The sequence below is a fragment of the Kocuria sabuli genome, from assembly GCF_040981185.1.
In the GTDB taxonomy this organism is placed as follows: Bacteria; Actinomycetota; Actinomycetes; order Actinomycetales; family Micrococcaceae; genus Kocuria; species Kocuria sabuli.
On record NZ_JAVHZE010000010.1, the window covers coordinates 62,060 to 85,358 of the forward strand.

Consider the following 23,299-nt stretch of genomic DNA (forward strand, 5'->3'; position numbering starts at 1 on the left):
GTGCCGCCCCGCCGCACGGGCCGGGGCCGGCTCACAGGTCCTGGAGGTCCCCGGGCTCCCGGCCCGGCTCCTCCGGGGCGGCGTCGGCGGCGTCGCCGGCGCCGTTGGCCGGGTTGTCCTCGCCGCTGCCGGGCAGGTCGCCCAGCGGCTCGAGGGGGGTCCCGCCCGCGGAGAAGTCCACGGTGGCCTCGTCGGAGAACGGAGCGCCGGCGGAGAAGTCCTCCTCCGTGCCCTGGGCGAAGAAGTCCGCGCCGAAGACGTCGGCGGCGAGGTCCGCCTCGGTGGTGAGCTGGCCGTTCTCGGCGAAGCCGGCGTGCTCCACCGGGCGTCCCTCGATCAGGCCCTCGTCGATCTCACGGAAGGAGATGGACAGGGGCTTCTCGTTGAGCTGCGTGTCGACGAGGGGACCGACGTACTCGAACAGGCCCTCGTGCAGCTGCGAGTAGTAGGCATTGATCTGCCGGGCGCGACGGGCGCCGAAGATCACGAGTCCGTACTTGGAGTCGGACTTCTTCAGCAGGGCGTCGATCGGCGGGTTGATGATGCCTTCGGTGTGGGTAGACAAGCGATTGCTCCAAACGCGGTGGACGGGTATCAGGGTGCCTGCTCGGGGTCGACCCCCATGAGCTGCACGAGTTCGGCGGCGGCGCGCTCGACGCGGTCGTTGACGACGGTGTGATCGAACTCCGGCTCGGCCGCGAGTTCCAGTTTAGCGGTTTCGAGCCGCACCCGCTGTTCCTCGGGCGTCTCGGTGCCCCGGCCCACCAGCCGGGCCACCATCTCGTCCCAGCTGGGCGGGGCGAGGAACACGAAGTTGGCCTCCGGCATGGTGGTGCGGATCTGGCGTGCGCCCTGCAGGTCGATCTCCAGCAGCACGCAGCTCCCGCGCTCCAGCGCCTGCTCCACGGTGGAGCGCAGCGTGCCGTAGCGGTGGGAGTTGTGCACCACGGCCCACTCGAGCAGCTGCCCGTCGCGGGCCATCGCGTCGAACTGCTCGTCGGAGACGAAGAAGTAGTGCACCCCGTCGACCTCCCCCGGGCGCGGGGCCCGGGTGGTCGCCGAGACGGACAGCCACACCTGCGGGTAGTGGTCCCGGACGTAGGTCGAGACCGTGCCCTTGCCCACGGCCGTGGGTCCGGCGAGCACGGTCAGGGACGGGCGCGCGGCGCGGGGCGCGTCGGGACTCACGGGCATCCTCCTGGGAACGGGGTGGGGAACACCCCAATCTACCGGATCGCGCCCCGCCCCCCGCACCCGCCGGCCGGGCTCAGCGGTCGAGGTACTCGATGAGCGCCTTGCGCTGGTGCACCCCGAGCCCGCGCAGTCGCCGCGTGCGGGCGATGCCGATCTGCTCCATGATAGCCGCCGAGCGCACCTTGCCGATCCCCGGGGTGGACTCGAGCAGGTCGGAGACCTTCAGCCGGCTCACGGCCTCGTCCTGCTCGGCCCGCTCGAGGATCTCGGCCACCGACATCCGGCGCTCGCGCAGCCCCTTCTTCACGTCGGCGCGCGCCGTCCGTGCCCGGGTGGCCTTCTCCCTCGCGGCGGCTCGCTCGTCGTCGGTCAACGGACGCAGTGCCATGTAGATCCTCCTCGTCGCCACGGGCTGCAGCCTTCGTCCGCAGGAGGACGGACAGCCCGTTTGCTAAAGAAACTACATGATTAACGATTCGCCGCAAGGCGACACGACCGGGGCGTGACCAGGGGTGTCGCCCGCGGCGTGCGCCCGGCGGGGACCGCGGGGTCTCAGCCCAGCGCCGCCGCCAGCTCCCCGGCGGAGCGCTCGACCGCCTCCCGCAGCGCGGCCACGGCCGGGCCCCGACGCAGGATCGCCCGGCTGGAGGTGGCGAGCACCTGCCCGGAGGCCGGGCCGAACACGGCCGGGAGGTCCTCGGCGCGGGCGCCCTGCGCGCCGTAGCCGGGGGCGAGCAGCGGGCCGCGCACCCCGGCCAGGTCGATCCCGAGCTCCGCCAGCGCGTCGCCGACCGTGGCGCCCACCACGAGCCCGCACGGGCCCAGGGCGGGCCGGGGGCCCGCTCCGGCGGCCGCGTCCCCGAGGGCCCGGTCGTTCTCTGCCGCGGCCGCCGAGCACACGGCGCGGGCCACCGACCCCCGGCCCCCGACGTGCTGGACGGAGCGCCCCTCCGGGTTGGAGGTGAGCGCGAGCACGAACGTGCCGCGGCCCGTGCGGGCGGCCAGGTCCAGGGCCGGGCGCAGCGACTCGAAGCCGAGGTAGGGGCTGAGCGTCACCGCGTCCGCCGCGAGCGGGGAGTCCTCCCCCAGCCAGGCGGCGGCGTAGGCCTCCATGGTGGAGCCGATGTCGCCGCGCTTGGCGTCGGCCACCGTGAGCAGCCCGGCCGAGCGCGCCCGGCCGAGCAGCTCCTCGAGCACGGCGAAGCCCGCCGCCCCGTAGGACTCGTACAGCGCCACCTGGGGCTTGACGGCGGCGGCGTGCCCGGCGGCGGCCTCGAGCACCGTCAGCGTGAACCGGCGCAGCCCCTCCGCGGTGCGGGGCAGCCCCCACGCGTCGAGCAGCCCGGGGTGCGGGTCGATGCCCACGCACAGCGGGCCGTGCGCGTCCATCGCCCGGCCCAGCCGCGCCCCGAAGGGCTCGCGGCCGGGCGCGGGCGGCGGCGCGGCCGGGCCCTCAGGCACCGACGGCCTCGGGCTGGGCCGGTGCGACGATGGCGCGCAGCCGCTGCTCGTGCTCCTGCAGGCTGGTCACGTCCCACGTGTAGGAGCGCAGCGCGGTGACCGCCTGGAGGGCGGCGCCGAGCACGGAGACCGTGGTCATCAGGGGCACGCCCACGCTCGTGGCCGCCGCCCGGATCTCGTAGCCGTCGCCGCGCGCGGCACCGCCCGCCGGCGTGTTGAAGATCAGGTCGATCTCCCCGTCGCCGATGAGGTCCACGATGGTCCGCTCCCCGGGGGCGGTCTCGCTGATCTTGCGCACCACGGTGGACTCGATGCCGTTGCGCCGCAGCACCTCGGCCGTGCCGCCGGTGGCCAGGATCTCGAAGCCGAGGTCCCGGAACATCCGCACGTAGGCGATCGAGGAGCGCTTGTCCTTGTTGGCCACCGAGACGAACATCCGCCCGGACGTGGGCAGGGACACGTTGGCCGCGGCCTGGGCCTTGGCGAAGGCCGTGTCGAAGTACTTGTCCAGGCCCATGACCTCGCCGGTGGAGCGCATCTCGGGCCCGAGCAGGGAGTCCACGACGGCGCCCTCGGCCGTGCGGAACCGGGCGAAGGGCAGCACGGCCTCCTTCACCGCCACGGGCGCCGAGGCCGGCAGGGTGGACCCGTCCATCCGCTCCGGGAGGTGCCCCTGGGCCCGCAGCTCGGCGATGGTCGTGCCGGTGCCGATCAGGGCGGCGGCCTTGGCCAGCTGCACGCCCGTGGCCTTGGAGACGAACGGGACGGTGCGCGAGGCTCGCGGGTTGGCCTCGATGACGTAGAGGACGTCGGAGGCCACCGCGAACTGGATGTTGATCAGCCCGCGCACCCCCACGCCCCGGGCGATGGCCAGGGTGGCCTCGCGCACCCGCTCGACCACGTCCGGGCCGAGCGTGATCGAGGGCAGGGTGCACGCCGAGTCGCCGGAGTGGATCCCGGCCTCCTCGATGTGCTCCATGACGCCGCCGACGTAGAGCGCCTCGCCGTCGTAGAGGGCGTCCACGTCGATCTCGATCGCGTCCTCGAGGAACTTGTCGATCAGCGCGGGCCGGGAGGGGGAGACCTCCGTGGCGTTCTGCAGGTAGCGGGCCAGGGAGGGCTCGTCGTAGACGATCTCCATCCCGCGCCCGCCGAGCACGTACGAGGGCCGCACGAGCACGGGGTAGCCGATCTCGTCGGCGATCCGCTTGGCGTCCTCGAAGGTCGAGGCGGTGCCGTTCTTCGGCTGGCGCAGGCCGGCCTCGCCGAGCACGCGGGCGAACTCCCCGCGGTCCTCGGCGAGGTCGATGGCCTCCGGGGTCGTGCCCAGGATCGGCACGCCCGCGGCCTGCAGCTGCGCGGCGAGCTTGAGCGGGGTCTGCCCGCCCAGCTGCACGAACACGCCCAGCAGCCCGCCGGTGCGCCGCTCGGTCTCGACGACCTCCATGACGTCCTCGAAGGTCAGCGGCTCGAAGTACAGCCGCGTGGAGACGTCGTAGTCGGTGGAGACGGTCTCCGGGTTGCAGTTGACCATCACGGTCTCGTGGCCGGCCGCGCGCAGGGCCATCGAGGCGTGCACGCACGAGTAGTCGAACTCGATGCCCTGCCCGATCCGGTTCGGGCCCGAGCCGAGGATCATGATCGACGGCTGCTCGTGCCGGCCGACCTCGGACTCCTCGTCGTAGGAGGAGTAGTGGTACGGGGTGAACGCCTCGAACTCCGCCGCGCACGTGTCCACGGTCTTGAACACGGGGCGGATGCCCAGGGCGTGGCGCACGCCGCGGACCACGGACTCCTCCAGGTGGGCCAGCTCGCCGATCTGCTCGTCGGAGAAGCCGTGCCGCTTGGCCAGGCGCAGGGTGCGCCCGGTGAGGTCGCCGTCCTCGCGCACGGCGCCGGCGACCTCGTTGAGCAGCACCAGCTGGTCGAGGAACCACGGGTCGATGCCCGTCGCCTCGTAGAGCCGCTCCACGGACGCGCCGGCCAGCAGGGCCTGCTGGACCTGCCGGATCCGCTCCGTGGTGGGCGTGCGGGTCGCGTCGACGAGGCGGTCCAGGGCGTCGTCGTCGAGCGCGGGGGGCACGAAGGAGAAGACGGAGTCCTTCTGCTCGAGGGAGCGCATGGCCTTCTGCAGGGCCTCGGTGAAGTTGCGCCCGATCGCCATGGCCTCCCCGACCGACTTCATGGTGGTCGTGAGCGTGGGGTCCGCGGCGGGGAACTTCTCGAACGCGAAGCGCGGGATCTTCACGACGACGTAGTCCAGCGTCGGCTCGAAGGACGCCGGGGTCTTGCGGGTGATGTCGTTGGGGATCTCGTCCAGGGTGTAGCCCAGCGAGAGCTTCGTGGCGATCTTGGCGATCGGGAAGCCGGTGGCCTTGGAGGCCAGCGCCGAGGAGCGGGAGACCCGCGGGTTCATCTCGATGACCACCACGCGGCCGGTGTCCGGCTCGATCGCGAACTGGATGTTGCAGCCGCCGGTGTCCACCCCGACCTCGCGGATCACGGCGATCGCGATGTCGCGCAGGTTCTGGTACTCGCGGTCGGTGAGCGTCATGGCCGGAGCCACGGTGATGGAGTCGCCGGTGTGCACGCCCACGGGGTCGAAGTTCTCGATGGAGCACACGACCACGACGTTGTCGTGCTTGTCGCGCATCATCTCCAGCTCGTACTCCTTCCAGCCGAGGATGGACTCCTCGAGGAGCACCTCGGAGGTGGGGCTGTACTGGATCCCGGCCCCGGCGATGCGGTGCAGGTCCTCCTCGTCGTAGGCCATGCCCGAGCCGAGCCCGCCCATGGTGAAGGACGGCCGCACGACCATGGGATAGCCCAGTTCGTCGGCCGCGGCCAGGGCCTCCGCCATGGAGTGCACGATCACCGAGCGGGCGGACTCGGCGCCGCAGCGCTCCACGACGCCCTTGAACTTCTCGCGGTCCTCGCCGAGGTTGATCGCCTCGACGTTGGCGCCGATCAGCTCCACGCCGTACTTCTCGAGCACGCCGTTGGCGTCGAGGGCGATCGCGGTGTTCAACGCGGTCTGCCCGCCCAGGGTGGGCAGCACCGCGTCCGGGCGCTCCTTGGCGATGATCTTCTCGACCACCTCGGGGGTGATCGGCTCCACGTAGGTGGCGTCGGCGAACTCGGGGTCGGTCATGATGGTCGCCGGGTTCGAGTTCACGAGGATGACCCGCAGGCCCTCCTCCTTGAGCACCCGCAGCGCCTGCGTGCCCGAGTAGTCGAACTCCGCGGCCTGCCCGATCACGATCGGCCCCGAGCCGATGACCAGAACGCTGGTGAGATCTGTCCTGCGCGGCATGTCAGTGCTGCCCTTCCGTGCTGGCGTCCCGGTCCGGCCGCGCGCCCTGCGCGCCGCCGGGGACGGCGTTGTCGATGGTCGGGTCGGCGCGGCCGTCCCGGTGGCTGTCCATCAGCTCGATGAACCGGCCGAAGAGGTAGGAGGCGTCGTGCGGGCCCGCGGCGGCCTCGGGGTGGTACTGCACCGAGAAGGCCGGCAGGTCCCGGCAGTTGAGGCCCTCCACGACGTCGTCGTTGAGGCACACGTGGCTGACCTCGACGCGCCCGAACTCCTCCAGCGGCGCCGTGACCGGGCCCTCGAGCGGGGCGTCCACGGCGAAGCCGTGGTTGTGGGCGGTGATCTCCACGCGCCCGGTCCTGCGGTCGAGCACCGGCTGGTTGATCCCGCGGTGGCCGAAGACGAGCTTGTAGGTGCCGAAGCCCAGGGCCCGGCCCAGCAGCTGGTTGCCGAAGCAGATGCCGAAGAACGGGATCCCGGCGCGCAGCACCTCGCGCAGGGTCTCGACCTGCCGCTCGGCGGTGGCCGGGTCGCCCGGGCCGTTGGAGAAGAACACCCCGCGCGGGTCCAGGGCCCGGATCTGCTCGAAGGTCGTGTCCGCCGGGACGACGTGCACGCGCACCCCGCGCTCGGCGAAGCGGTGCGGGGTCATGGACTTGATGCCCAGGTCCACGGCCACGAGCTCGTGGCGGACCTCGCCCGCCCAGCCGTGCTCGGAGGGCTCGACGACGTAGGACTCGGCCACCGAGACGGTCTCGGCGAGCCGGCGCCCCTCCATCCGCTCGGCGGCGCCCACCGCGTCCACGAGCTCGGCCTCGGGGCGGCGGGCGGCGTCACCGGAGAAGATGCCGCCGCGCATCGCGCCGCGGTCGCGCAGGTGGCGGGTGATCGCCCGGGTGTCGACGTCCTGGATGCCGACGACGCCCTGGTCGCGCAGCTGCTCGTCGAGGGAGCCCTCGGAGCGCCAGTTGGAGGGGCGGCGGGCGGCGTCGCGCACGACGTAGCCGGCCACCCAGATCCGCCGGGACTCGGCGTCGGCGGCGTTGACGCCGGTGTTGCCGATGTGCGGCGCGGTCTGCACGACCAGCTGGCCGGCGTAGGAGGGGTCGGTGATGGTCTCCTGGTAGCCGGTCATGCCGGTGGAGAAGACCGCCTCGCCGAGGGCGGTGCCCAGGGCGCCGTAGGCGCGGCCGCGGAAGACGCGGCCGTCCTCCAGCACCAGCACGGCGGGTTCAGTGGTGATCGAGCTCAAGGTCGTCCTCACGTTCGTGTCTGCGGGTCGGGAAGTCGGGTGGCGGCGGGGCGCCGCGGGTGGGTCAGGAGCGGGGTGCGGGGGCGATCGCCTCCACCGCGGCGAGCAGGCGCCGCTTGTCCTCGGCGCGCTGGGTGCGGAAGCCGGTGTCCACGACCGTGCCGCCCAGCGACCAGGTGAGCACGGCGAGCCCGTCCTTCTCGACGAACTTGCCGACCATGCCGGAGCCGGTGCCCACGGCGACGACGTCCGCCGCGGGGACGAACAGCGGCGCGGCGCCCTGCCGCTCGAAGAGCACGCCCTCGTCGAGGACGAGGGCCCGCGCCCGGGCGCGGACCCCCAGCCCGTGGGCGGCCACCCGCTCGAGCGGGGCACCGCCCAGCGTGGTGGCCACGTACATGCCCGGCACGGCGAGCCGGGGCTCGCGCTCCTCGACGCCGGCCGGCAGCGCGGGCGGCGCCGCGATCCCGGCCTGGCGCCGCACCCGTCCCGTCCAGCCCCGGCGGATCAGGGCGAACAGCACGGCGAGCACGAGGACCGTGCCGAGCACGGTGGTGAGCTGGTCCATGGGGCGGGGGCCTCCGGGGCGGTGGAAGGGGCGGGGCGGACGGTCGCGGTGGGGCTCAGGCGTCCGGCGAGGGGGTGTTCAGCGCGCCGTCGAGGACCGTGGGGTGGCCGCGGAAGAAGGTGGCGCGCACCGCTCCGGGCAGCTCCATCCCGCGGTACGGGCTGTTGCGGCCCTTGGAGGCGTGCCGGGCGGGGTCCACCACGGTGGTCGCGGCCGGGTCCCACAGCACGATGTTCGCCGGCTCGCCCTCCGCGAGGGGCCGGCCCTGGGTGCCCAGACGCCCGATCCGGGCCGGGGTCGCGGAGGTGATCCGGGCGACGTCGGGCCAGGTCAGCAGGCCGGTGTCCACGAGGGTGTGCTGGACCACGGACAGCGCGGTCTCGAGCCCGGTCATGCCGTTGGCCGCGCACGACCACTCGCACTCCTTGTCCTCGGCCGGGTGCGGGGCGTGGTCGGTGCCGATGACGTCGATGGTGCCGTCGGCCACCGCCTCGCGCAGGGCGTGCACGTCCTCGTCCGTGCGCAGCGGCGGGTTGACCTTGTAGACGGGGTCGAAGCTGCGGACCCGCTCGTCGGTGAGCAGCAGGTGGTGCGGGGTGGCCTCGGCGGTGACGTCGATGCCGCGCTGCTTGGCCCAGCGCACGATGTCGACCGAGCCCCGGGTGGAGAGGTGGCAGATGTGCACCCGGGAGCCCACGTGCTCGGCGAGCAGGACGTCGCGGGCGATGATGGCCTCCTCGGCCACCGCCGGCCAGCCGGTGAGGCCCAGCTCGGCGGAGACGGTGCCCTCGTTCATCTGGGCGCCCTCCGTGAGCCGCGGCTCCTGCGCGTGCTGGGCGACGACGCCGTCGAAGCCCTTCACGTACTCGAGCGCCCGCCGCATCAGCACCGGGTCGTGCACGCACATGCCGTCGTCGGAGAACATCCGCACGGCGGCGCGGGAGTCGGCCATGGCCATGATCTCGGACAGCCGCTCCCCCCGGAGGCCGACGGTCACGGCGCCCACGGGCCGGACGTCGACCCAGCCGGCGGACCGGCCCAGCTCGTGCACCTGCTCCACGACCCCGGCGGTGTCCGCGACGGGATCGGAGTTGGCCATCGCGAACACCGCGGTGTAGCCGCCGAGCGCAGCCGCGCGGGTGCCCGTCTCCACCGTCTCGGCGTCCTCGCGGCCCGGCTCCCGCAGGTGGGTGTGGATGTCCACGAGCCCGGGCAGGGCCACGAGCCCCGCGGCGTCGACCACCCGGGCGTCGTCCGGGGCGGGCAGGTCGGTCCCGACGCGCCGGATCAGGCCCTCGTCGACGAGGATGTCGGCGGTCTGCTCGCCGAGCAGCCGGGCGCCCTGGATGAGGTACGAGGTCATGGGATCAGCGCTCCTGGGGATGCGGGGGTGGAGGGGGCGTCGAGGTCGTCGCCGGACAGGAGCAGGTAGAGCACCGACATCCGCACGGAGACGCCGTTGCGGACCTGGTCCAGGACCGTGGAGCGCGGGGAGTCCGCCGCGGCGGAGGAGATCTCCAGGCCGCGGTTCATCGGCCCCGGGTGCATGATCGCCGTGCTCGCCCCCGCGGCGTCGAGCGCCGCGACCCGCTCCGGGGTCAGGCCCCACTCGCGGGCGTACTCGTGGGCGGTCGGGAAGAACGCGGCGTGCATCCGCTCCCGCTGCACGCGCAGCATCATCACCGCGTCCGGGGCCGGCTCCAGCGCCTGGTCGAGGGAGTAGACCACCTCGCACGGCCAGCCGGCGATGCCCACCGGCAGCAGGGTGGGCGGGGCCACGAAGGTGACCCGGGCGCCGAGGGTGGTGAACAGCCACAGGTCCGAGCGGGCCACCCGGGAGTGCAGGACGTCGCCGACGATCACCACGTGCATGCCCTCGAGGTCGAGCCCGCGGGTGCTCTCCCGGCCCTCGGTGCGGGCCCGGTGCTGGCGCAGCGTCATGGCGTCGAGCAGGGCCTGGGTGGGGTGCTCGTGCGTGCCGTCACCGGCGTTGACCACGGCGGCGTCGATCCAGTCCGACTCGGCCAGCTGCTGCGGGGAGCCGGAGGCCGAGTGCCGGATCACCACGGCGTCGGCGCTCATCGCCGCCAGCGTCTGGGCGGTGTCCTTGAGCGACTCGCCCTTGGAGACCGAGGAGCCCTTGGCGGAGAAGTTGATGACGTCCGCGGACAGGCGCTTGGCGGCCGTCTCGAAGGAGATCCGCGTGCGGGTGGAGTCCTCGAAGAAGAGGTTCACGACCGTGCGCCCGCGCAGCGCCGGCAGCTTCTTCACGGAGCGGTGGCCCACCTCGGCCATCTGGTCGGCGGTGTCGAGGATCGTCAGGGCGGCGTCGTAGGAGAGGTCCCTCGTGGACAGCAGGTGCCTCATGCGCGGGTCGCCGGCACGGGGGTCTCGATGACGACGCAGTCGGCGTGCCCGGCCGGCCGGGGGTCGGGGTCGGTCTCGGTGAGCCGGACCCGGACCTTCTCCTGGGAGGAGGTCGGCAGGTTCTTGCCGACGTGGTCGGCACGGATCGGCAGCTCCCGGTGGCCGCGGTCGACGAGCACGGCGAGGCGGACCACGCGGGGGCGCCCGACGTCGACGAGGGCGTCGAGGGCGGCGCGCACGGTGCGCCCGGAGCAGAGGACGTCGTCGACGAGGACCACGGTGCGCCCGTCGATGCCCTGCACCGGGATCCGGGTGGGCTGGGGGGCGCGGGCCGGGTTCTTGCGCAGATCGTCGCGGAACATCGTGACGTCGAGCTGGCCGAGGCTCGCCGCGGCGTCGAAGCCGGGGTCGGTCGCGGCGATCCTCGCGGCGATCCGCTGGGCCAGCGGGTAGCCGCGGCGCGGGATGCCGAGCAGGACGAGGTCCGAGCTGCCCTTGTTGGACTCGAGGATCTCGTGGGCGATGCGCGTGAGCGCGCGGTCGATGTCGGCTGCCGAGAGGATGACGCGCGCGGGCGAGGGTCCCGTCGAGGGACCGGCCGCGGAGGTGTCGTCGATCATGGGTGCCGCCTCCTTCCCCGCCTCACAGGACGGACTTAAAGGTTGCTTGCTCGCCCCAAAGTAGCACAGCGGCCGGGCCCGCCCGCGCGGGCGGGTGCCGGACGGGGCGCCGTGGTCCAGGGGCCGTGGTCTAGGCGCTGTGGTCGGCCCGCTCCCACCAGAGCGCGGTGGCGGCCGCCGAGCCGAGGGCCACGAGCACCACGCCGGCGGCCCCGGCCCAGCCGACGTCGGCCCGGTCGGGCCCCGCGGCCCCGGCGAGGAGGGCGGGCACCGCCCACGGGAACCACTCGCCGTGGCCCACGGCGGCGAGCACCTGGGCCAGGAGGACGGTGAGGAACAGCACGCCGACGGCGGGGAGGTAGCCCCGTCCCACACTGGCGGCCAGGCCGTAGGAGGCGGCCAGGCCGGCGGTGAGCAGGCCGGTGCCCAGCACGGTCCCGGTGCCGCGGACGGCCGTCGCCGCGGACCACCCGGGCAGGTCCAGCAGCGCGCCCAGGACGAGCACGAGCGCGACGAGGAGCAGGGTCAGCAGCGCGCACCACGCGAGGCCCAGGAGCAGCTTGGCCAGCACCACCGCCGTGCGGGACGTGGGCACGGCCAGCAGGTCGGTGGCGGTGCGGTCCGAGAACTCCCGGCCGAAGAGCCAGATCGCCGCGGTGCCGAAGACGAGCAGCCCGCCCACGGCGACCGTCTGGGCGGCCAGGGAGAAGTACCCGGGCCAGTCGGCGGTGCCGCCCGCCAGCTGCGCCTTGGCCCCGAGCAGCCCCAGGGTGCGGGCGCGGCCGACGTCCTGCAGGACGAACATGAAGAACGCCCCGACCAGCGCGGCCAGCACCATCGCGGCCGCGGTGGCCCACGGCACCCGGGACCGGCGCAGCTTCAGGGTCTCCGCGTGCACGGCGGCGGCGAGGTCACCGGTCACGGGCGCGCTCCTGCGGCCCGGGCGCCGGGACCTGCCCGGCCGGCGGGCGCACCAGGCGCAGGAAGTAGCCCTCGAGGTCCTCCCGGACCACCGTGAGGCCCGTGGGGGCGACCCCGCCCCGCACCAGCGCGGTGGCCACGTCGTCCGGGCGGCGCGCCGCCCGCTCCCCCGTCAGCACGACCGCGCCCGCCCGGCGGTGGGCGGGGAACCCCGCGGCCGCCAGGACCGCCACGGCCCGGTCGTCGTCGCGGGTGGTCAGCTCCAGGTGGTGCCGCACCCGCTCCGGCAGGTCCCGCGCGGGGAACTCCTCCAGCAGCCGGCCGCGGTGCAGCACGCCGATCCGGGTGGCCAGGCGGGCGACCTCGCCCAGCAGGTGGCTGGAGAGCAGCACCGTGGTGCCGTGCTCGCGGGCGAGGTCCCCGAGGAGGGCCCGGACCTCCGCCACGCCGGCCGGGTCCAGCCCGTTGACCGGCTCGTCGAGCACGAGCAGCGCGGGGCGGTGCAGCATCGCCCGGGCCAGGGCCAGCCGCTGCCGGTTGCCCTGGGAGAGGTCGCGGGCGCGGCGGTCGGCGTACTCGCCGAGACCGAACAGCTCCACCGCGTCCGGGACCGCGGCCGACGTGCGCACCCGGCGCAGCCGCCGGGCGACCTCCAGGTTCTCGCGCACGGTCAGCTCCGGATAGGCGGCGGCCGCCGCCACCAGGTAGCCCACCTGCGCCCGGGTCGAGCGGTCGCGGGGCCCGCGGCCCAGGACGGCGATCGAGCCCGCACCGGGCCGGACCATGCCCAGGACCATCCGCATCAGGGTCGTCTTCCCGGCGCCGTTGAGGCCCAGCAGCGCGTAGATCTCCCCCGTCCCGACCTCCAGGTCCACCGCGTGCACGGCGCGCACGGGACCGTAGTGCTTCGAGACGCCCCGCAGGCGCAGTGCCGGAGCTGTCATCGGGGCCTCCCCGTGCTCGTCCTGCCAGGATCGTAGCGCCCGCGCCCCGGTCCCGGCAGGGCCACGACGACGGACACCCCGCCCGGCCCGGTGCTCGGGCGGGACGGGGTGCGGATCGGCGCGGGCTCAGCCGAGCAGGGTGGGCTTCATCTGCTGCAGCCGGCCCAGCAGGCCGTTGACGAAGCGCGGCGAGTCGTCCCCGCCGAGGTCCTTCGCGAGGCCGACGGACTCGGCCACGGCGACGCCGTCCGGGACGTCGTCGTTGAACAGCAGCTCCCAGGCGCCCACGCGCAGGACGTTGCGGTCCACGGCGGGCATCCGCTCGAGCGTCCAGCCCTGGGAGTAGGTCTCGAGGTACTCGTCGAGCTCACCGCGGCGCATCGTCACCCCGAGCACCAGCTCCTCGGCGTACGGGGAGACGAGCGCCTCGCTGTGCAGCCGGCGCCGCTCCATGACCTCGCGGGCGTCCTCCCCGCGCTGCTCGGCCTCGAACAGGATCTCCACGGCGCGGCGGCGCGCCTTGCCCCGGGCGCTCACTCGTTGACGCGGCCCAGGTAGTCACCCGTGCGGGTGTCGACCTTGACCTTCGTGCCCTGCTCGAGGAACAGGGGCACCTGGATCTGGTAGCCGGTCTCCACGGTGGCGGGCTTGGTGCCGCCGGTGGAGCGGTCGCCCTGCAGGCCCGGCTCGGTGTAGGTGATCTCCAGCACCACGGACGCGGGCAGCTCGATGTAGAGCGGGGAGCCCTCGTGCATCGCGATGGTCGCGTTGATGTTCTCGAGCATGAAGTTGGCGGCGTCGCCCACGACCTCGCCGGGGACGGTGATCTGGTCGTAGTTCTTGTTGTCCATGAAGACGTAGTCGGCGCCGTCCTGGTACAGGTACTGGTACTCGCTGCGGTCCACGGTGGCGGTCTCGATCTTGGCGCCCGCGTTGAAGGTCTTGTCGACCACCTTGCCGGAGGTGATGTTGCGCATCTTCGTGCGCACGAACGCCCCGCCCTTGCCCGGCTTCACGTGCTGGAACTCGATGACGTTCCACAGGTTGCCCTCGAGCTTGAGCACGGTGCCGTTCTTGATGTCGTTGGTGGTAGCCACAGGTTCTCTCTCTAGTCTGTCTGCGTCGTCGGCAGGTCGGTGGGGTCGGAGGGTGTCGCCCCGGACCGCGGACCAGTCTAGCTGGGCGCGCCCTCGGCGATCTCCTGGTAGGTCGCGAAGAGGATCGCCTGGTCCGGGACCTCGAGGATCCGCGGCCGGGCCACGGCGTGCAGCACCACGAAGCGCAGCAGGTTGCCCCGGGTCTTCTTGTCCCGCTTCATGACCTCCAGCAGCCGCGGCCACTGGTCCCACCGGTACGTGGTGGGCAGCCCGAGGCCGCCGAGGATGCTGCGGTGGCGCTCGACGACGTCGTCGGCGAGGGTGCCGGCGGTCCGGGCGAGCTCGGCGGCGAAGACCATCCCGACCGACACCGCCGCGCCGTGGCGCCACTGGTAGCGCTCGTTGTGCTCGATGGCGTGGCCCAGAGTGTGCCCGTAGTTGAGCATCTCGCGGCGCCCGGCCTCGCGCAGGTCGCCGGAGACGACCTCGGCCTTCACCCGGATCGCGCGCTCCACGAGCTCGCGGACCACGGCGGACTGCGAGTCGCGCACCGCCTCCGGGTTCGCCTCGATCAGCTCGAGGATCCGCTCGTCGGCGATGAAGCCGCACTTGACCACCTCGGCCATGCCCGTGAGCAGCTCGTTCTCGGGCAGGGTCCGGAGCGTGTCGAGGTCGCACAGCACGGCCGCGGGCGGGTGGAAGGCGCCCACGAGGTTCTTGCCCTCGGCGGTGTTGATCCCGGTCTTGCCGCCGACGGCGGCGTCGACCATGCCCAGCAGCGTCGTGGGCACGTGCACCACGCGCACCCCGCGCAGCCAGGTCGCGGCCACGAAGCCGGCGAGGTCGGAGACCGCTCCCCCGCCCACGGAGACGATCGCGTCGGAGCGGGTGAAGTCGTTCTGGCCGAGGACCTGCCAGCAGAAGGACGCCACCTGGATGTGCTTGCCCTCCTCGGCGTCCGGGATCTCGGCGGTGAACGCCTGGTAGCCCTGGGTGCGCAGCTCCTCCATCACCACGTCGCCGGTGCTGCGCAGCGCCCGCGGGTGGATGACGAGCACGCGCTGGACCCGGTCGCCGAGCAGGCGCGCGGCCTCGCCGAGCAGGCCGTGGCCGACGAGGACGTCGTAGTCGTCGGCCGGTCCGGTGCCGGTGACGGGGATGGTCGTGACGGTGCCGGGAGCGGGCTCGCTCATGCCTGGGCCTCCTGGGGGTGGTCGGGGGCGCTCCCGGGGGGCCGGGAGCGCAGACGGGCGATCTGCGCCTCGAGGTCGGCGCCCAGCTCCGCGACGGGCCGGCCGCGGGTGCCGTCGAGGGTGATGTCGGCGAGCTCCTCGTAGCAGGCGCGGCGGGCGTCCAGCAGCTCCTGCCAGCGCCGGGCGGGGTCGGGCGGGAGCATGGGCCGGGTCCGGTTGCCGCTGATCCGCGGCAGCACCGTCGCGGCGTCCACCTTGAGGTAGGCGACGAGCTCGTGCCGCAGCAGCTCCCGGACCGAAGGGATTATCGGGGCGCCGCCGCCCACGGAGACGATCGCGTGGGCGTGACCGGGGTCGCGCAGGAGCTCCGCGACGGTGGCGGCCTCGAGGTCCCGGAAGTGCTCCTCGCCGTGCTGCGCGAAGATCTCGGAGATCACCCCGTGCCGGGAGACGATCACCTGGTCGGTGTCCACGAAGTCGTAGCCGTAGGCCGTGGACATGTGCCGGGCGAGGAAGGACTTGCCGGCGGCCATGGGCCCGATCAGCACCACGGGCCGCTGCGGGCCCGTGCGGGGGTCGCCGGTGGCGGGGTCCCGGTGGTTCACGCCCGGGCCTCCCCGCCGTCCGCCGGCGCGACCAGCGGGTCGCCCATGTGGTCGCCGGCCGTGGCCGCCGCGTCGTCGTCGAAGGCCCCGAGCTCGCCGGCGGAGGCGAGGGAGTCCGGGATCGCGGCGAGGTAGGCGTCCTTGTTCCGGGCGGTCTCGGCGATGGAGTCCCCGCCGAACTTCTCCGTCACGGCGTCCGCGAGCACGAGGGCGACCATCGCCTCGGCCACGACCCCGGCGGCGGGCACGGCGCAGACGTCGGAGCGCTGGTGGTGGGCGCGGGCGGCCTCGCCGGTGGCGACGTCCACCGTGCGCAGGGCCCTGGGGACGGTGGCGATGGGCTTCATGGCCGCGCGCACGCGCAGCACGTCGCCGATGGACATGCCGCCCTCGATCCCGCCGGCCCGGTTGCTCACCCGGCGCACGACGCCGTCGGCGCCGCGGGCGATCTCGTCGTGGGCCGCGGAGCCGGGCCGGGCGGCCGTCAGGAAGCCGTCGCCGACCTCCACGCCCTTGATGGCCTGGATGCCCATCAGCGCGCCCGCCAGGCGCGAGTCCAGCCGGCGGTCCCAGTGCACGTAGGAGCCCAGTCCCGGCGGCAGGCCGTAGGCGAGGACCTCGACGACGCCGCCGAGGGTCTCGCCCTCCCGGTGCGCGGCGTCCACGGCGGCCACCATCGCCTCCGCGGTCGCGGTGTCGTAGCAGCGCAGCGGATCGGCGTCGAGGGCGGCCACGTCCGCGGGCAGCGGCCGGGGTGTGTCCACGGGGGCGCTGACCGCGCCCACCGCGGTCGTGTGGGACACCAGCTGCACGCCCAGGGCCTCGAGGATCTTCGCGGCCACCGCGCCCAGGGCGACCCGCGTGGCGGTCTCCCGGGCGCTGGCGCGCTCCAGGACGGGGCGGGCCTCGTCGAAGCCGTACTTCTGCATGCCGGTGAGGTCGGCGTGGCCGGGGCGGGGGCGGGTCAGGGGGGCGTTGCGCGCGCGTCCCTCGAGGACCTCCGGGTCCACGGGGTCGGCGGACATGACGTCGCGCCACTTGGGCCACTCGGTGTTGGCGATCTCGATCGCCACCGGCCCGCCCTGGGTCACGCCGTGGCGCACCCCTGCGAGCAGGCGCACCTCGTCCTGCTCGAACTTCATGCGGGCCCCGCGCCCGTAGCCGAGCCGACGGCGGGCCAGGGCGTTCCGGACGTCCTGGCTGGTGAGGGAGACCCCCGCCGGAACGCCCTCGATGATCCCGACGAGCGCCTCGCCGTGGGACTCGCCGGCCGTGAGCCAACGCAACATAGCAACTCTTTCCGTTCGTGGTCTCGGCGGCAGGGACCGCCCGGGGGCGTCCTGCCGACAGGTTTCAGGTGCGGGGTGGGGACGGGACGACGCGGACGGGCCGCCCCACCGCCGTGCACAGCGCGGCGATCACGTCCTGCTCGCGGGGCAGGGGTTCGCCCGGGCCGCGACCGGTGAAGAGGCGGATCTGATCGACCGCCTGGAAGATCAGCATATCGATTCCCGGGGCCACGGCTCCCCCGGCCCGCGTCCAGGCCCGGGCGAGCGCCGACGGCCACGGGTCGTAGGCGGCGTCCAGGAGGACGCCCGTGGTGGCCGGGGCGAGCGCGGCCGCGCGCTCGGCGAGCTCGTCCGCCCCGTGCGGGGGCAGGGTCGAGACGACGACGTCGTAGCCCGGCAGCGCTCCCGGTGCCTCGTCCCAGGCCCGCAGCCGCACGGGCACCCCGAGCCGGCGTCCCGCCTCGGCCGTGCGCCCGGCGCGGGCGGCCGAGCGCACGAAGACGTCGACCGCGGGGGCGCCCAGGCCGCCGGCGGCGGCGACGGCGGCCGTGGCCGTGCCTCCCCCGCCCAGCACCGCGACGCGGGGGGTCCCGGGCACCGCGCCCGCGGCCCGCACCGCGCCCACGATCCCGGCGACGTCCGTGTTGTGGCCCAACAGCGTGCCGTCCGGGCGGAAGACCAGGGTGTTGACCACGCCCACGGCCTCGCCCAGCCCGGTGCGCTCGTCGGCGCACTCGGCGGCCACCGACTTCAGGGGCATCGTCACCGACAGCCCCCGCCAGGCGGGGTCGCCGCGCCGGGCGTCGAGGAACGCCGGGAGCTGCTCCTCGACGAGGTCGTGGGCGCCGTAGTCGATGTCCTCGCCGAGGACGGCGTACGCGGCGCGGTGCAGGTCCGGGGAGCGCGAGTGGCCGATGGGGTGGCCGACCACGGCCGCGCGGGCGGGGCTCACCCGCACCGGCCCTCGTTCTCGCTGCACCACTGGTTGTACTCCTCCACGTACTCGAGGTGCTGGGCGTAGGTCTCGGCGAACTTCGTTTCGCCCGTCTCCAGGTCCACGGTCACCCAGAAGTAGTAGTCGTTGTCCTGCGGGTCGGCGGCGGCCACGATGGCGGCGTCCCCCGGGGAGCCGATCGGGCCCACCGGCAGGCCCGGGTTGGCGAAGGTGTTGTACCGGTTGGACTCGTCGCGGCGCTCCTCCTCCGAGAAGTCGTAGCTCTTCCGGCCGAGGCCGTAGGTCACGGACGCGTCGGACTGGATGAACCCGGAGGTCTCGCCCTCGGGGTTCTCGAGCCGGTTCTCGATGGCCCCGGCCACGATGTCGTAGTGCTCGGGCTGGACCTCGAACTCGATGATCGAGCCGATGGTGAGCACCTCGAAGATCTGCTCCTCGTCGGTGATGCCGTTGTCGTCGAGGGTCGCGCGGGTGCGGTCGACCATGGTCTGCAGGACCTGCTCGGCCGTGGCGTCCAACGGGAACCGGTACTCGCCCGGGTGCAGCCAGCCCTCGAGGGTCGGGAAGCGGGCGGGGATCCCGAAGGCGCCGGTGTCCTCCTCGAGGGCCTCGAACTCCTCCACGGGGATGCCGGTGGACTCGCTGAGGATGCCGAACACGTCGGACATCCGCAGGGTCTGGGCGACGGCTGCGTAGTGGGTGGCCTCGTCCTCCTCCATGAGGGCCCCGACGGCCGCCTCCGAGCTCATCTCCGTGCGCAGCTCGTACTCGCCCGGCTGGATGAAGTCCCCGGCGTGCTCCTCCTGGAAGCTCTCCAGGAAGGTCTCGGCGTCGGCGACGACCCCCTGCTGCTCGAGGGCGACGGCGACCTGCCCGGTGGTGGCGCCCTCGGCCACGGAGAAGGTTACCGGGTCCTCGCCCTCGCCGCGGTAGTCGCGCACCTCGAACCAGCCGAAGGTGGAGCTCAGCACGGACACGGTGATCAGCCCGGCCAGCAGGAACAGGGCGATGGCCGTGGTCAGGGAGACCCGGCCGCGGCGCCGCCGCCGTTTCATCTGCTCGGGGGTCAGCTCCTCGTGCTCGAAGACGCCGCGCAGGCCCGTGGAGGGCTCCCGCGACGACGGGGCGTCCAACAGGCTCCCCAGGCCCCCGGAGCCGCCGGAGGACTCGCGGGGTGCCTCGGGGCGCCGGGGCGCCGACTGGTCGTACGGGTCGTCGCTCACGAATGCTCTCCGTCCGGATCGGTGGTCGTCAACGGTGCAGGCCGCGCCCGGTCGGGCGGTCCGGCGGTGTCCTCGGCGGGGCCCCGGGAGTCGGTGGCGGGGCCTCCGCGGTGCTCCGCGACGGGACCGTCCGCGTCGAGGTCTCCCCCATTATGCGCGACCGCGGGCGCGGCCGGGCCGAGGGCAGGCGGGTCGACCGGCGCCCCGGGCTCCGCGCCGGTGGCCTTGGCCCGGTCCAGGGCGCTCTGCAGGATGGTCGCCGCGGCCACCTGGTCGACCTTGTCCATGTGCTTGCGGCGGGAGACCCCGGCCTCGAGCAGGGACCGGTGGGCGTCCACGGTGCTCAGCCGTTCGTCGACCAGGCGCACCGGCACGTCCCAGCCCTTGGCCCGCAGCCGCCGCACGAGGGCGGCGGCGTAGTCCTGGGCCATCACGGTGGAGGCGTTCTGCCCGCCGTCCAGGCTGCGGGGCAGGCCGACGTAGACCGCGACGGCGCCGTGCTCCCGGACCAGTCCGGCCAGGAGCTTCACGTCGAAGCCCTTCTGGGGGTCGCGGCGCAGGGTCGTCAGCGGGGTCGCGAGGATCCCGTCGGGGTCGCCGAGGGCGACCCCCACGCGGACGAGGCCGACGTCGACCCCGATCCTGCGGCCCCGGACGTAGGCGTCGCTCACGCGGCGGCGCCGCCCGTCGTGCGGGTGACGTCCGCCAGCACCGCGTCGAGGGCCGCCCCGATCTGCGAGGCGTCCTGCCCGCCGCCCTGGGCGATGTCGTCCTTGCCGCCGCCGCCGCCGCCGAGGACCTGGGCGGCGGTGCGCACGAGCCGGCCGGCCTTGACGCCGGCCGCGCGGGCACCCTCCGTGGTGGCGACCAGCACCAGCGGGCGGCCCTTGGCCACACCGGCCACGGCGACCACCGCGGCGGCCTGGCCGAGGCGACCGCGCAGGTCGAGGGCGAGGGCGCGGACGTCGTCGGCGCCGGCGACCTCACCGGCGTCGTGCACGAGCGCGGTGACCGGGCCGATCTCGCGGGCGTTCTGCAGCAGAGCGCCGGCCTGGGCCTGGAGCTTCTCGCGGCGCAGGCCGGCGAGCTCCTTCTCCGCGGACCTGAGCTTGTCGAGGGTGGCGGCCAGCCGCTCCGGCAGCTCGGCGGAGCTCTGCACCTTGAGCATGTCGGTGAGCTGGTGCACCAGGGTGCGCTCGGCGGCCAGGTGGCGGAAGGAGTCCAGGCCCACCAGCGCCTCGACGCGGCGGTTGCCCGAGCCCACGGACTGCTCGGTGAGCAGGGTCAGCGAGCCGATCTGGGCGGTCGCACCCACGTGGGTGCCGCCGCACAGCTCGCGCGACCAGGGTCCGTTCATCTCGACGACCCGCACCCGGTCCCCGTACTTCTCGCCGAACAGCGACGTCGCGCCCATGGCCTTGGCCTCGGCGAGGGGCATCTCCTGGGTGACGACCTCGTGGTTGTCGTGGATCGCGGCGTTGGAGACCTCCTCGATCTCCTGGCGCTGGGCCTCGCTCAGGCCCTCCCCCCAGGCGAAGTCGAAGCGCAGGTAGCCCTCCTTGTTGAAGGACCCGCGCTGCACGGCCTCCGGCCCGAGGATGTCGTGCAGGGCCGCGTGGACGACGTGGGTGCCGGAGTGGGCCATCTCCCCGGCGCGCCGCCGGGCGACGTCCACCTGCGCGTGCACCGTGGCGCCGGCGACGGCCTCGCCCTCGCGCACGACCGCCTGGTGCACGGACAGGCCCTTCACGGGCTGCTGCACGTCGGTGACCTCGAGGACGAACCCGTCGCCGGTGATCGTGCCCCGGTCCGCCGCCTGACCGCCGGACTCGGCGTAGAAGGGGGTCTCGTCGAGGACGACCTCGACGGCGGTCCCCGCCGGCGCGGCCGGCACGGTCACGCCGTCCTGCAGCAGGGCGCGCAGCACGGTCTCGCCGCGCAGCCGCTCGTAGCCGGTGAACACGGAGCCGCCCTCGTCGACCAGCCGGCGGAACACCGAGAGGTCGGCGTGGGCGCCCTTCTTGGCCCGGGCGTCCTGCTGGGCGCGGCTGCGCTGCTCCTCCATGAGCCCGCGGAAGGCGGTCTCGTCGACGGCGACCCCGGCCTCGGCGGCCATCTCGAGGGTCAGGTCGATCGGGAAGCCGTAGGTGTCGTGCAGGGCGAACGCCTCGGCCCCGGAGACGGCCTGGTCCTGCCGCTTCGCGCCGGCCACGGCCTCGTTGAGCCGGGTGGTGCCGGACTCGATGGTCTTCAGGAACGCCTTCTCCTCGGCGTAGGCGATCCGGGAGATCCGCTCGAAGTCGTCGGCCACGTAGGGGTAGACGCCCTGCATGGCGTCCCGGGAGGCCGGGAGCAGCACGGGCAGGCAGGGATCGGTGACGCCCATGAGGCGCATCGCGCGGATCGCCCGGCGCAGCAGGCGGCGCAGGATGTAGCCGCGGCCCTCGTTGGACGGGCTGACGCCGTCGGCGATGAGCATCAGCGAGGAGCGGACGTGGTCGGCGACCACGCGCATCCGCACGTCGTCGTCGTAGCCCTCCTCACCGGGCTTCTCGGACCCGTGGTAGCGCCTCCCGGACAGCTCGGCCGCCCGGTCGAGGACCGGCCGGACCTGGTCGGTCTCGTAGAAGTTCTCGACGCCCTGCAGGAGCATGGCCAGGCGCTCGACGCCCAGGCCGGTGTCGATGTTCTGCTCCGGCAGGTCGCCGAGGATCTCGTAGTCCTTGCCGGAGCCCTCGCCGCGCTGGTACTGCATGAAGACGAGGTTCCAGATCTCGATGTAGCGGTCGTCGTCGACCGCCGGGCCGCCCTCCCGGCCGTAGTGGGGGCCGCGGTCGTAGAAGATCTCGGAGTCCGGGCCCGCGGGGCCGGGCTGGCCGGTGTCCCAGTAGTTCTCGTCGCGGCCCATCCGCTGGATCCGCTCGGCGGGCACGCCCACCGTGTCCTTCCACAGGGCGTAGGACTCCTCGTCGCCCTCGTAGACGGTCACCCACAGGCGGTCGGGGTCGAGACCGAAGCCGCCCTGCTGGAGGGGGCCGGTGAGCAGCTCCCACGCCATGGGGATGGCGCGCTCCTTGAAGTAGTCGCCGAAGGAGAAGTTGCCGGCCATCTGGAAGAACGTGCCGTGGCGGGCCGTCTTGCCGACCTCCTCGATGTCCAGGGTGCGGATGCACTTCTGGATGGAGGTGGCCCGCTTGTAGGGGGCCGTCTCCTGGCCGAGGAAGTACGGGATGAACGGCACCATGCCGGCGATCGTGAACATGGCACCGGGCTGGGAGGAGACCAGGGAGGCGGAGGGCACCACGGTGTGGCCCTGGCCTTCGAAGTAGTCCAGCCAGCGCTTGGCGATTTCCTGAGACAGCATTACCGGTGCTTTCCTTCGCGGTCGGTCGAGGGGTCGGTGGGGTCCGCCGGGGAACGGTCCCCGCGGGGGGTCGCGGTGCCGTCGAGCACCTGCGGCGAGGCCGTGCGGGCGGTCAGGCGGGGGGACGGCGACCCGGGGGCGCGCACGCCGAAGGACTCGCGCAGCTCGGCCTCGCGCTCGTCCATCCCCGCCCGGACGGTGGCCGCGAAGCGGTAGAGCCGGGAGCGCCAGTCGCCGGCCCGGGGGGTGCGCGCCGGCCGGGCCGCACCGGGCACCGAGAGGTCCTGGCCCGGGGCGCGGGGGATCCGGGTGGCGGCGGCGCCGAGGAGGCCGCCGGCGGCCACGAGGGCGAGCTTGCCCCAGAAGCTCATGGCCGGTCCTCCCCCGGTTCGTGGCCGCCCGGACCGCCGGCTCCCGGGGCGCCGCCGGTCTCGTCGTCGGCCCCGAAGCGGTCGGCCCGGTGCGAGCCCTGCGGGGCGGCGTCGCCGGTGAACGCGCGGCGCACCCCGTGGGAGAACGCCGCGACCTTGATCAGCGGCTGGCCCACCGTGGAGGCGACCAGGGAGGACAGCGCCGAGACGTTCGCGGACGCGTCGGAGACGTTGGTCGTGATCCCGTCCACCTTCTCGAGCTGCGAGTTCGTGGTCGACACGGTGCGGGTGACCTCGTCGATGAGGGGGACGGTCTCGTTGTTGAGCGAGCGGATCGTCAGCCGCAGCTCGTCGAAGACCTTGCCGAGCTTGAGGATCGGCACGGCGAGCAGGAGCACCAGTACGGCGAACACCCCCGCGGCGAGCAGTCCTGCGATTTCTCCACCGGTCATGGGGCGGCGCGCTCCTTGCTGGTCGGGTCCGAGGGGGCCGGGGCGGAAGGCCGCCCCGGGCGTGCGGCGAGGGGCACCGGCGCGGTGCCCGGGGATCAACTGTACCGAACGGG

Annotated in this window: 23 protein-coding genes; all 23 read right to left on the minus strand. The window is 73.9% G+C overall.

All coding sequences use genetic code 11. From position 1 onward, the window contains the following. Positions 1–31 precede the first annotated feature (31 nt). The gene (gene rpoZ, locus RE027_RS11215) at positions 32–565 is read right to left on the minus strand and encodes a DNA-directed RNA polymerase subunit omega (protein WP_368808352.1); all 534 of its coding nucleotides are present in this window, start codon (positions 563–565) and stop codon (positions 32–34) included. Positions 566–594: 29 nt separating this feature from the next. Then, entirely contained in the window at positions 595–1,194 is a 600-nt protein-coding gene (gmk, locus tag RE027_RS11220) for a guanylate kinase (protein WP_438612433.1), read from the minus strand. Positions 1,195–1,267: 73 nt separating this feature from the next. Further along, positions 1,268–1,582 carry an integration host factor, actinobacterial type gene (mihF, locus tag RE027_RS11225; RefSeq protein ID WP_368808354.1) on the minus strand — a complete coding sequence of 105 codons (315 nt, stop codon included), beginning with the start codon at positions 1,580–1,582 and terminating at the stop codon, positions 1,268–1,270. Between the two features lie 164 nt (positions 1,583–1,746). Then, on the minus strand, positions 1,747–2,655 hold the full coding sequence (gene pyrF, locus RE027_RS11230; RefSeq protein WP_368808355.1) for an orotidine-5'-phosphate decarboxylase: 909 nt from the start codon (positions 2,653–2,655) through the stop codon (positions 1,747–1,749). Further along, a complete protein-coding gene (gene carB, locus RE027_RS11235) occupies positions 2,648–5,968 on the minus strand; it encodes a carbamoyl-phosphate synthase large subunit (protein ID WP_368808356.1) in 3,321 nt (1,106 codons plus the stop codon). Before carB ends, pyrF begins: the two co-directional genes overlap by 8 nt. Position 5,969: 1 nt before the next feature. Further along, positions 5,970–7,217 carry a glutamine-hydrolyzing carbamoyl-phosphate synthase small subunit gene (carA, locus tag RE027_RS11240; RefSeq protein WP_368808357.1) on the minus strand — a complete coding sequence of 416 codons (1,248 nt, stop codon included), beginning with the start codon at positions 7,215–7,217 and terminating at the stop codon, positions 5,970–5,972. A 64-nt stretch (positions 7,218–7,281) separates the two neighbouring features. Next, entirely contained in the window at positions 7,282–7,785 is a 504-nt protein-coding gene (locus RE027_RS11245) for a PH-like domain-containing protein (RefSeq protein ID WP_368808358.1), read from the minus strand. A gap of 55 nt (positions 7,786–7,840) precedes the next feature. Next, complete coding sequence (locus RE027_RS11250; protein ID WP_368808359.1) at positions 7,841–9,148, minus strand: dihydroorotase; 1,308 nt, start codon at positions 9,146–9,148, stop codon at positions 7,841–7,843. Then, positions 9,145–10,152: an aspartate carbamoyltransferase catalytic subunit gene (locus RE027_RS11255; protein WP_368808360.1), complete on the minus strand. Its 1,008-nt coding sequence runs from the start codon at positions 10,150–10,152 to the stop codon at positions 9,145–9,147. Before RE027_RS11255 ends, RE027_RS11250 begins: the two co-directional genes overlap by 4 nt. After that, positions 10,149–10,772: a bifunctional pyr operon transcriptional regulator/uracil phosphoribosyltransferase PyrR gene (gene pyrR / locus RE027_RS11260; protein WP_368808361.1), complete on the minus strand. Its 624-nt coding sequence runs from the start codon at positions 10,770–10,772 to the stop codon at positions 10,149–10,151. The genes RE027_RS11255 and pyrR overlap by 4 nt, the downstream gene beginning before the upstream one ends. A 130-nt stretch (positions 10,773–10,902) precedes the next feature. Then, a complete protein-coding gene (locus RE027_RS11265; RefSeq protein ID WP_368808362.1) occupies positions 10,903–11,694 on the minus strand; it encodes an ABC transporter permease in 792 nt (263 codons plus the stop codon). After that, the gene (locus tag RE027_RS11270) at positions 11,684–12,637 is read right to left on the minus strand and encodes an ABC transporter ATP-binding protein (RefSeq protein ID WP_368808363.1); all 954 of its coding nucleotides are present in this window, start codon (positions 12,635–12,637) and stop codon (positions 11,684–11,686) included. The genes RE027_RS11265 and RE027_RS11270 overlap by 11 nt, the downstream gene beginning before the upstream one ends. A 126-nt stretch (positions 12,638–12,763) precedes the next feature. Then, on the minus strand, positions 12,764–13,174 hold the full coding sequence (gene nusB, locus RE027_RS11275) for a transcription antitermination factor NusB (protein WP_368808364.1): 411 nt from the start codon (positions 13,172–13,174) through the stop codon (positions 12,764–12,766). Further along, positions 13,171–13,734 carry an elongation factor P gene (gene efp, locus RE027_RS11280; RefSeq protein WP_368808365.1) on the minus strand — a complete coding sequence of 188 codons (564 nt, stop codon included), beginning with the start codon at positions 13,732–13,734 and terminating at the stop codon, positions 13,171–13,173. Before efp ends, nusB begins: the two co-directional genes overlap by 4 nt. A 77-nt stretch (positions 13,735–13,811) precedes the next feature. Next, positions 13,812–14,927, minus strand: a complete 1,116-nt coding sequence (aroB, locus tag RE027_RS11285) for a 3-dehydroquinate synthase (RefSeq protein ID WP_368808366.1) — start codon at positions 14,925–14,927, stop codon at positions 13,812–13,814. Next, positions 14,924–15,532: a shikimate kinase gene (locus RE027_RS11290; RefSeq protein ID WP_368808367.1), complete on the minus strand. Its 609-nt coding sequence runs from the start codon at positions 15,530–15,532 to the stop codon at positions 14,924–14,926. The genes aroB and RE027_RS11290 overlap by 4 nt, the downstream gene beginning before the upstream one ends. Further along, positions 15,529–16,821, minus strand: coding sequence for a chorismate synthase (gene aroC / locus RE027_RS11295; RefSeq protein ID WP_368808368.1), 1,293 nt, complete (start codon positions 16,819–16,821; stop codon positions 15,529–15,531). Before aroC ends, RE027_RS11290 begins: the two co-directional genes overlap by 4 nt. A 64-nt stretch (positions 16,822–16,885) precedes the next feature. Continuing rightward, entirely contained in the window at positions 16,886–17,800 is a 915-nt protein-coding gene (locus RE027_RS11300) for a shikimate dehydrogenase (RefSeq protein WP_368808369.1), read from the minus strand. Then, the gene (locus RE027_RS11305) at positions 17,770–18,999 is read right to left on the minus strand and encodes an endolytic transglycosylase MltG (protein ID WP_368808370.1); all 1,230 of its coding nucleotides are present in this window, start codon (positions 18,997–18,999) and stop codon (positions 17,770–17,772) included. The genes RE027_RS11300 and RE027_RS11305 overlap by 31 nt, the downstream gene beginning before the upstream one ends. Beyond that, positions 18,996–19,670 (minus strand): Holliday junction resolvase RuvX, encoded by a 675-nt coding sequence (gene ruvX / locus RE027_RS11310; protein WP_368808371.1) that lies wholly within the window; start codon positions 19,668–19,670, stop codon positions 18,996–18,998. Before ruvX ends, RE027_RS11305 begins: the two co-directional genes overlap by 4 nt. Next, complete coding sequence (gene alaS, locus RE027_RS11315; protein ID WP_368808372.1) at positions 19,667–22,363, minus strand: alanine--tRNA ligase; 2,697 nt, start codon at positions 22,361–22,363, stop codon at positions 19,667–19,669. The genes ruvX and alaS overlap by 4 nt, the downstream gene beginning before the upstream one ends. Next, entirely contained in the window at positions 22,363–22,734 is a 372-nt protein-coding gene (locus tag RE027_RS11320) for a hypothetical protein (RefSeq protein ID WP_368808373.1), read from the minus strand. The genes alaS and RE027_RS11320 overlap by 1 nt, the downstream gene beginning before the upstream one ends. Continuing rightward, on the minus strand, positions 22,731–23,186 hold the full coding sequence (locus RE027_RS11325; RefSeq protein ID WP_368808374.1) for a DUF948 domain-containing protein: 456 nt from the start codon (positions 23,184–23,186) through the stop codon (positions 22,731–22,733). The genes RE027_RS11320 and RE027_RS11325 overlap by 4 nt, the downstream gene beginning before the upstream one ends. Positions 23,187–23,299 lie beyond the last annotated feature (113 nt).

Excerpts from the sequence above, each read along its gene's own strand:
- mihF (WP_368808354.1), bottom strand. The coding sequence starts at position 1,582 with ATGGCACTGCGTCCGTTGACCGACGACGAGCGAGCCGCCGCGAGGGAG.
- RE027_RS11245 (WP_368808358.1), bottom strand. The coding sequence starts at position 7,785 with ATGGACCAGCTCACCACCGTGCTCGGCACGGTCCTCGTGCTCGCCGTG.
- RE027_RS11255 (WP_368808360.1), bottom strand. The coding sequence starts at position 10,152 with ATGAGGCACCTGCTGTCCACGAGGGACCTCTCCTACGACGCCGCCCTG.
- RE027_RS11320 (WP_368808373.1), bottom strand. The coding sequence starts at position 22,734 with ATGAGCTTCTGGGGCAAGCTCGCCCTCGTGGCCGCCGGCGGCCTCCTC.
- aroB (WP_368808366.1), bottom strand. The coding sequence starts at position 14,927 with ATGAGCGAGCCCGCTCCCGGCACCGTCACGACCATCCCCGTCACCGGC.
- carB (WP_368808356.1), bottom strand. The coding sequence starts at position 5,968 with ATGCCGCGCAGGACAGATCTCACCAGCGTTCTGGTCATCGGCTCGGGG.
- gmk (WP_438612433.1), bottom strand. The coding sequence starts at position 1,194 with ATGCCCGTGAGTCCCGACGCGCCCCGCGCCGCGCGCCCGTCCCTGACC.
- RE027_RS11270 (WP_368808363.1), bottom strand. The coding sequence starts at position 12,637 with ATGACAGCTCCGGCACTGCGCCTGCGGGGCGTCTCGAAGCACTACGGT.
- RE027_RS11325 (WP_368808374.1), bottom strand. The coding sequence starts at position 23,186 with ATGACCGGTGGAGAAATCGCAGGACTGCTCGCCGCGGGGGTGTTCGCC.
- RE027_RS11250 (WP_368808359.1), bottom strand. The coding sequence starts at position 9,148 with ATGACCTCGTACCTCATCCAGGGCGCCCGGCTGCTCGGCGAGCAGACC.
- aroC (WP_368808368.1), bottom strand. The coding sequence starts at position 16,821 with ATGTTGCGTTGGCTCACGGCCGGCGAGTCCCACGGCGAGGCGCTCGTC.
- pyrR (WP_368808361.1), bottom strand. The coding sequence starts at position 10,772 with ATGATCGACGACACCTCCGCGGCCGGTCCCTCGACGGGACCCTCGCCC.
- alaS (WP_368808372.1), bottom strand. The coding sequence starts at position 22,363 with ATGCTGTCTCAGGAAATCGCCAAGCGCTGGCTGGACTACTTCGAAGGC.